Source organism: Desulfobacter sp. (genome assembly GCF_050177295.1).
In genome coordinates this window covers 1-7,167 of record NZ_JBFXHE010000222.1, presented here as the reverse complement: position 1 = coordinate 7,167, position 7,167 = coordinate 1, and the positions used below count along the sequence as shown (strand labels likewise).

General features: G+C 45.7%; 6 protein-coding genes, 1 tRNA gene and 1 pseudogene. 5 read left to right on the top strand and 3 right to left on the bottom strand.

All coding sequences use genetic code 11. From position 1 onward, the window contains the following. Positions 1 to 203, top strand: a pseudogene (locus tag AB7U36_RS14895) (DUF2156 domain-containing protein); the annotation flags it as partial. A gap of 80 nt (positions 204 to 283) precedes the next feature. Here the strand turns inward: AB7U36_RS14895 and AB7U36_RS14890 are convergent. From AB7U36_RS14890 to AB7U36_RS14880, 3 genes are all read right to left on the bottom strand, one after another. Beyond that, positions 284 to 877, bottom strand: coding sequence for a C40 family peptidase (locus AB7U36_RS14890; RefSeq protein ID WP_428160513.1), 594 nt, complete (start codon positions 875 to 877; stop codon positions 284 to 286). A gap of 81 nt (positions 878 to 958) precedes the next feature. Continuing rightward, on the bottom strand, positions 959 to 1,312 hold the full coding sequence (locus AB7U36_RS14885) for a flagellar basal body rod C-terminal domain-containing protein (protein WP_428160512.1): 354 nt from the start codon (positions 1,310 to 1,312) through the stop codon (positions 959 to 961). Between the two features lie 131 nt (positions 1,313 to 1,443). Beyond that, entirely contained in the window at positions 1,444 to 2,154 is a 711-nt protein-coding gene (locus AB7U36_RS14880; protein ID WP_428160511.1) for a putative metalloprotease CJM1_0395 family protein, read from the bottom strand. A 257-nt stretch (positions 2,155 to 2,411) separates the two neighbouring features. Between AB7U36_RS14880 and hisB the strand changes: the two genes are divergently transcribed. From hisB to AB7U36_RS14860, 4 genes are all read left to right on the top strand, one after another. Next, positions 2,412 to 2,999, top strand: coding sequence for an imidazoleglycerol-phosphate dehydratase HisB (gene hisB / locus AB7U36_RS14875; RefSeq protein ID WP_428160510.1), 588 nt, complete (start codon positions 2,412 to 2,414; stop codon positions 2,997 to 2,999). A 95-nt stretch (positions 3,000 to 3,094) separates the two neighbouring features. Beyond that, positions 3,095 to 4,876 (top strand): DNA primase, encoded by a 1,782-nt coding sequence (gene dnaG / locus AB7U36_RS14870; protein WP_428160509.1) that lies wholly within the window; start codon positions 3,095 to 3,097, stop codon positions 4,874 to 4,876. 23 nt (positions 4,877 to 4,899) lie between these two features. Then, a complete protein-coding gene (gene rpoD / locus AB7U36_RS14865; RefSeq protein ID WP_428160508.1) occupies positions 4,900 to 6,795 on the top strand; it encodes an RNA polymerase sigma factor RpoD in 1,896 nt (631 codons plus the stop codon). Positions 6,796 to 6,867: 72 nt separating this feature from the next. Next, positions 6,868 to 6,944 (top strand) — tRNA-Ile (locus AB7U36_RS14860). Positions 6,945 to 7,167 lie beyond the last annotated feature (223 nt).

Sequence of the window (7,167 nt, the reverse complement as noted above, 5' to 3'; positions counted from 1 at the left end):
AAAAATCAGATGTGACTTTCAAGGGTGCCTCCCAGATGATCAACCATGAGACTGCCAAATTTCTGAAAGGAACAGGACGATGTATCAACCGGGAACAGGATCTTGGAATACCGGGATTACGCCAGGCAAAATTGTCATATGTTCCCTATACTTTGATAGAACCCTATTTTCTGGTGCCTAAACTGGAGTTAAGATCCCATTAATTGCCTCGTGTGGAGGCCATCTTAAAATATAATTTTGAGATGGCTGTTAAACACAAGGCCTTTGATGGTGGATGCAAGAATTATCCGGCATCTTTTTTAAGAAAATTTCCGGCGCTGATGAAATGCTCTTTAAAATAAACATTGTCCAGCGAGTTAAGTGTCACCTTGCGCCCCTTGCCCGGTGCATGGATAAATTTTCCTTTGCCGATGTAAATCCCCACGTGAACAACATCCCTCTGTCTGGGTACTGAAAAGAAAATCAGGTCTGCCGGTTTGATGTTTTGCTGTGTGACTGCCGTGCAGTTTTCGAGCTGGGCACTGGCTGTTCTTGGAACCTGAATTCCGATTTGGGCGTAGGTATATACCACTAGCCCTGAGCAGTCAAATCCCTTGGGCGAAAGGCCGCCCCAGAAATAGGGACTGCCCACGGCAGTTTTGGCCGCCTGGACAATGGCCTGACGCTTTTTGCCCACAAGAACAGGGTCTGTCCGGTCAATTTCAAGTTCGGGGCGGGGTATGTTATAATATCCGGGCTGATCAGATTTCCTGGGAAGGGCAGACTGGTCAGCTGAATCATTGGGGACGTTTACTTTAGGCTTGCCACAACCAAAACAGATCAGCATAGCCAGAAGAAAGGTCAGAATATTGCGGGTTAAAAAAGTAAATTTTGGCATAATGAAAAAATAATCAGTTGATGGAACGGTTATCGGCGTTTATTATGTGGATGGATTTGTTTTTATTCCAAACCTGCCGGTTTATCCAATAGTGTCCAATAATATCCCGGTGGTTTCATCCTCGGCCTGAATCATTTTTGCGTTGGCCTCAAATCCGTTCTGGGATTGAATCTGAACAACCATTTCCTCTTCAATGTTTGTATTGGATAATTCTTTTAAGGAACCGTCATTTTTGAGGGGATCTTTAACCAGAGGTGCGCTATCCTGGGTTTCGGAGATGGACGTTTGTACCTGCCCGTTCTTTGCCTCGACGTTATATGCTCTGTCCGCCTTGAACTCGTCTGACAGGGCGTTGGCAACATTATTTGAAGAAACCAACATCTGGTTTGAAAAAGCCTGTAAAGCTGAGACATTGTTCTGTACGGTCATACTCATGATCTTTTCCTCCAAATTATTACATTTGCTGTTCACCTAATATCAAAAAATTGCCTTCATAACAATATAGGATAATTGATTTGATGAATAAATTTGAAATTTAAAAAAAAATCAATAGGCTTTTCAAGCATTCAAGCAGAGATGTGAAATGAATTTTGCGCATTCTGGCTGGACACACGGTCTGCTTTTGTGTACGCATCGGAAACCTGCTGTTGGATATAGCCGGGCACTGCTGACCCCGTCTGGCTGGCCTGTTCTTCTGCTGTAAGCTGTGTGATTTCAGCCATGGCTTTTGCCGCCTGGGATGCAGCATTGGATGCGACTTTCACGTCCTGTGAGGATGGCTGTGCCGGTGCCAGTGCAGCGGCACGCACCTGCCGCATTTTTTGTAGTGTTGCCTCGGGATCTCCGGGTTCGGGCGATGTGTCAATACTGACCTCTCCGCCTACCGCATAGTTTTTTCCGTCAGGGCCTTTCTGGTAGGAAAAGGTGGCACCAGAGGTGATATATTCGCCGCCTGCGGCAATGTGGGCCATTTCGTGGGCCCGAACCTCAGTGTCAATGGTTTCAAGTTCTTTGACGAGAAGTTTCTCTTCTTGGGTAAGCCCTGACTCAGTACCGGACTCTAAGGGCTGACCTTCATCCTGGGAGGTCTCATCTTCCTGAGTCTGGGAAATCGAACCAACTTGTTTTTCACCGTCAGGCAGGGGCCGGGCTTCACCGATATCCGTATTCTGTGCCCGGGATTCGGCCCCGGCGGATGAAGATATCAGATCAGATCCCTGTTCAAGGACGGGCGGATATGTATAATAGCTGTTTATTCCTGCAGCCTGGATGTCCATAACGCTTCCCTCATATTATACACCGTCAATATATCAGTTATATCAAACATTTCAAGCGGTTATTTGAATATATTTCTGGCAATGAATTCAGTATTGACTGATATTAGAAAAACGCATATATTAAAAGGATTCGTTGTGGCGTAATTGAACCGTGATAAGCCAAAAAACGTGATAAGCTGAAAAAGCAGAGCGCCGGTCAATTTAGGTAGATGCAGAGTTGTATAAAACAGATTTCCGCCGGTTTCAAGGAATTTTTTATGAGTCGACAATCTGAGGTGTCAAGGCAGACCAAGGAAACCCGGATAGATATCCGGCTGAATCTGGACGGACAGGGAATGGCTGAGATCAGCACAGGCATTCCTTTTTTTGACCATATGCTTACAGCGTTTACAGTCCATGGTTTTTTTGACCTTCGGATTTCAGCCGCAGGCGATCTTGACGTAGATTTCCACCATACCGTAGAGGACACAGGGCTTGTTTTAGGACAGGCGATCAAGCAGGCGTTGTCTGAGAAGGGTGGTATTCAGCGGTTTGGTGATGCAAGCGTTCCCATGGATGAATCTCTGTCCCGGGTGACCATTGATTTGTCCAACCGGCCTTATCTTGTTTACAATATTCCCGACGATTTGAAATCCCGGGGGCCTTTCGATACCTATCTTGCCAGGGAGTTCTTCCAGGCAGTCTGTGTCAAAGGCGGATTTAATCTGCATATTAATACCCTGTACGGTGAGAATGAACACCACGCACTTGAGTCCATATTCAAGGCGTTTGGCCGGTCTTTGCATGCTGCGACCCGCCCGGTTTCTCAGATATCAGGCGTATTGTCCACCAAGGGATGTTTATAGTCAATTGCGCGATTCGTTATTGACAGGTCATATTCACTGCTTATCTTGCACAACTTACATAACGTACTGAGATTTTGGAGCCTGCACCACCCAAGATGCTGATCCCTGAAGAAAAAATTGCAGAGATTTTAGCTGCCTCGGATATTTTTGATGTGGTTTCCGAAGCAGTTATTCTAAAAAAGTCAGGCAGAAATTTCTTTGGTTTGTGCCCCTTTCATTCTGAAAAATCACCTTCTTTTTCCGTTAATCCCGATAAACAGATTTTTCATTGCTTCGGGTGCAGTGCCGGTGGCAATGTCATGTCATTTGTCATGAAATATCATGGGATTTCCTTTCCCGAAGCGGCAAGGATGCTGGCCAGAAAATACAACATTGTCATTGACACCCAAAAAATGAATCCTGAACAGCGCAAAGCTGTTCAAGCCCGGGAATCTCTTTTTCGTCTGAATAAAAAGGTGATGCAGGAATATACAGGGTTCCTGAATGACCAGTTAAAAGGCGATTGCGCCAGGCAGTATCTTGAACGGCGGGGAACCAGTAAACAGATTATTGAGCAGTTTCAGCTTGGATACTCACCTGATGCCTGGGATGCTATTGTCAATCTTTTGAAAAAAGAGAAAGTTGCTAAAGGGGTTGCAGTCAATTCGGGCCTGGTGCTGGAAAAAAAACAGAAAAACGGCTTTTACGACAGATTTCGAAACCGGCTGATGTTTCCTATTTTTGACATCAACATGCAGGTGGCCGGATTTGGCGGCCGGGTCATGGACGACAGCATGCCCAAATACATGAACTCTCCTGAAACCCCGGTGTACAGCAAAAGCCGTATTCTTTACGGGTTGCATGCGGCAAAACAGGCGTGCCGCAGGCAGGGTCAGGTATTTATTGTGGAAGGCTATTTTGATTTTCTTTCCCTGTATCAGCACGGGATTAAAAATAGTGTGGCAAGCCTTGGTACAGCCCTGACCCGGGAACATGTCAGGATTCTTAAAGGGTATGCAACGACCATGACCCTGGTTTTTGACTCTGATGAAGCCGGGATAAAGGCTGCAAAAAGAAGCATTGATATTTTTGTCCGGGAGGGCATTGATATCCGGATTCTGGTGCTTCCGGGAAATAATGATCCAGACTCCTATGTTATGGCCCATGGCCGGGATGCCTTTCTTGCCCTTGCAGATACTGCCAAGACAGTGATGCAGTTTTTGCTCCAGCTGGCCCTGGATACCCATGGCACTTCCGTTGAGGGCCGTATAAAAATTCTGGACGAGATGAAGCAGCACCTGGCCATGATTCATGACTATGCGGTCCGTTCAATCTATGTTCGGGAACTTGCTGAAACCCTGAATATTGATGAAAAGGCTGTTCTTGAAAAAGTAAGGGATGCCTATGAAAAACAGGCGAACAGCCAGGTCAGCGACCCTTTGATTCCTAAAATTGACGACCCGTCCCAAAGCGCTCTGGAATCAGATCCAAGGGAAAAACAGATCCTTTCCATGATGCTTCACTGGCCTGAACTGATACCTGTTGCTGTGGAAAAAAAGGTAGTCTCTTCCTTTTATTCACAACAGCTTAAGCAGCTTGGCTGTTTAATCATTGACAGCGGGACAGACCCACAAAATATTGTGGGTGCGGTCATGGCCCGGGTTGAAACCGACGAAGACCGGCAGTTGATTGCATCGATGGCTATGGAAGATTATACCGGGGTCCAGGATACTGTGGAGACGTTTACGATTCTATCCAACCGGGTCATAAAAATAAAAAATAAAACCGACAGAGTAATTGTCAGTGAATTAACAAAAGCAAAAGAGGGCTGTGATGTTGATGTGATGGCGCTGCTCAAACTTAAACAGCAGCAGATTCAGCAGTTTCATAACAGTTAACTGTAAGCCTTTGGGAGGCATATATGGCAGAAAAAACCAGCAGATCTGAGCAAGGCGGGATGATCAGCAAGGACGAAATGCGCAGACTCATCAAAAAGGGAGAGGAAACAGGTGTTCTGTCCTTTGCCGAAATTAATGACGCCATTTCAGATGATTTGCAAGCGTTTGACCAGATAGATGATATTGTCATTCAGTTTCAGGAACTGGGTATTGAACTGGTTGATGACAGCGACGAAGATACGTCTGTCATTGACCCTGGTGAGGCAAAAAGTCTGAAAAAGGCTTCCCGTTCATCAGCTCCTCGGTCATTAAAGGACAAACGGGTCCACATCTCTGGATCCTGCAGAGAGGCTGATGACGAAGGTCTTGAAGACGATATGGATAAAAAAGGGAACAAGGATATATTTTCTTCCCGGCGTGAACGTTCCGATATGGAATTTGGCGCAGTTACTGATCCTGTGAAGATGTATCTTAAAGAGATGGGTATGGTAACCCTGCTCAGCCGTGAAGGCGAAATTGAGATCGCCAAAAAAATAGAGGTCGGAGAACGGGATGTGCTCCGGGCTATGCTGGATTGTCCTTTGGCGCTGAACACCATTTTTATGTACGGTAAAAAAATGGAAGAGAAGGCCATGCGTCCCAAACATATACTCCGGGACGTGGATGAGGGCGATGGGGTGGTTGATGAAGTCAGCAAACAGGAAAAGTTCCTTGAATCCTTAGCCCGGATAAGAGATTTGCATGAGCAGAGTCAGTCCTGCCGTGATCAGCTTGAAAGTATCAGGAAAGGTACAAAAAAATACAGCAGTCTTGGGGAGCAGATTGACTGCAACACAGAAGAGATTTTTGAGCTGCTTAAAAACTGGCGATTTGAATCCAATGTCATTGATAACATAGAAAAGAGTATCCGAAGCACAATAACCTGGTTTAAAACTGTGGACGATCTGCTGGCCAGGTGTGCCAAAACGTTTAATGTGCAGCTCAGCACCATGATGAAACAAACAAAAAGCCAAACGGATTTCATTGAATGGGCCATGACAAGAAACGAAATCACCCCGGATCGTGCCACTATTCTTTTTAATGATATTACAGCTTTGTGCGAGCAGATTACAGTAAAAAAGAACCTGGTCAAAGGCAGTGCGGATGACTTGAGCGCTATTGTTTATGGGATTGAAATAGGGCGTAAAAACGCTGATTCCGCCAAACGGGAACTGGTCCGTGCCAACCTGAGGCTTGTGGTAAGTATTGCCAAAAAATATACCAATAGGGGATTGCAGTTTCTTGATTTGATCCAGGAAGGCAATATCGGTTTGATGAAGGCGGTGGATAAATTTGAGTATCGCCGGGGATACAAGTTTTCCACATATGCCACTTGGTGGATCCGCCAGGCCATTACCCGCGCCATTGCAGACCAGGCCAGAACCATCAGGATTCCGGTTCATATGATCGAAACCATTAACAAGCTGATCCGCACCTCCCGGTACCTGGTTCAGGAGATGGGCAAGGAACCTTCACCCGAAGAAATTGCCGAAAAAATGGAAATCCCCATTGATAAGGTCCGGCGGGTACTTAAGATTGCCAAGGAGCCCATTTCCCTTGAAACACCCATTGGTGAGGAAGAAGACAGTCACCTTGGTGATTTCATTGAGGACAAGAAATTTTCTATTCCTTCCGAGGCTGCCATTGATTTAAGCCTTGCCGAACAGACGCGCAAAATACTGGCAACGCTTACGCCCAGAGAGGAAAAAGTGTTAAGGATGCGTTTTGGTATCGGAGAAAAGTCTGATCACACATTAGAAGAGGTTGGAAAGGATTTTACCGTTACAAGGGAGCGTATCCGTCAGATTGAAGCCAAGGCCTTGCGTAAACTTCGTCACCCGACCAGGAGCAAAAAGCTAAAAACTTTTATAGAGAATTAGTGCTTGACAGTAAACAGGCGTTACTATATATATCTCAAATTTGCTTGCGACACAGTAGCAAAGCGGCTTTCCGGGCCTATAGCTCAGTTTGGTAGAGCCACCGGCTCATAACCGGTCGGTCCCTGGTTCGAATCCAGGTGGGCCCACCAAAGAATCTATCCATGTATAAGATCTTAAGCAGGAGAGCCAATGAAAATGCTGAAAAGAGGAAAAGGATGACCAGGTCATACATAGATATGCCTGTAAAGCAATACGAAAATAGACTGAATCTAAAGCGTGGAGTGTACTCCACGCTTTTTTGTTTTAAGGCGTCTTGAAAGAATGCCCACGGTAATACAGGTCATTGATATCATAGATCAAATTGCGCCTTTT

Coding starts and splice junctions, on each gene's coding strand:
- dnaG (WP_428160509.1), top strand. CDS start 3,095: ATGCTGATCCCTGAAGAAAAAATTGCAGAGATTTTAGCTGCCTCGGAT.
- hisB (WP_428160510.1), top strand. CDS start 2,412: ATGAGTCGACAATCTGAGGTGTCAAGGCAGACCAAGGAAACCCGGATA.
- AB7U36_RS14890 (WP_428160513.1), bottom strand. CDS start 877: ATGCCAAAATTTACTTTTTTAACCCGCAATATTCTGACCTTTCTTCTG.
- AB7U36_RS14885 (WP_428160512.1), bottom strand. CDS start 1,312: ATGAGTATGACCGTACAGAACAATGTCTCAGCTTTACAGGCTTTTTCA.
- rpoD (WP_428160508.1), top strand. CDS start 4,900: ATGGCAGAAAAAACCAGCAGATCTGAGCAAGGCGGGATGATCAGCAAG.
- AB7U36_RS14880 (WP_428160511.1), bottom strand. CDS start 2,154: ATGGACATCCAGGCTGCAGGAATAAACAGCTATTATACATATCCGCCC.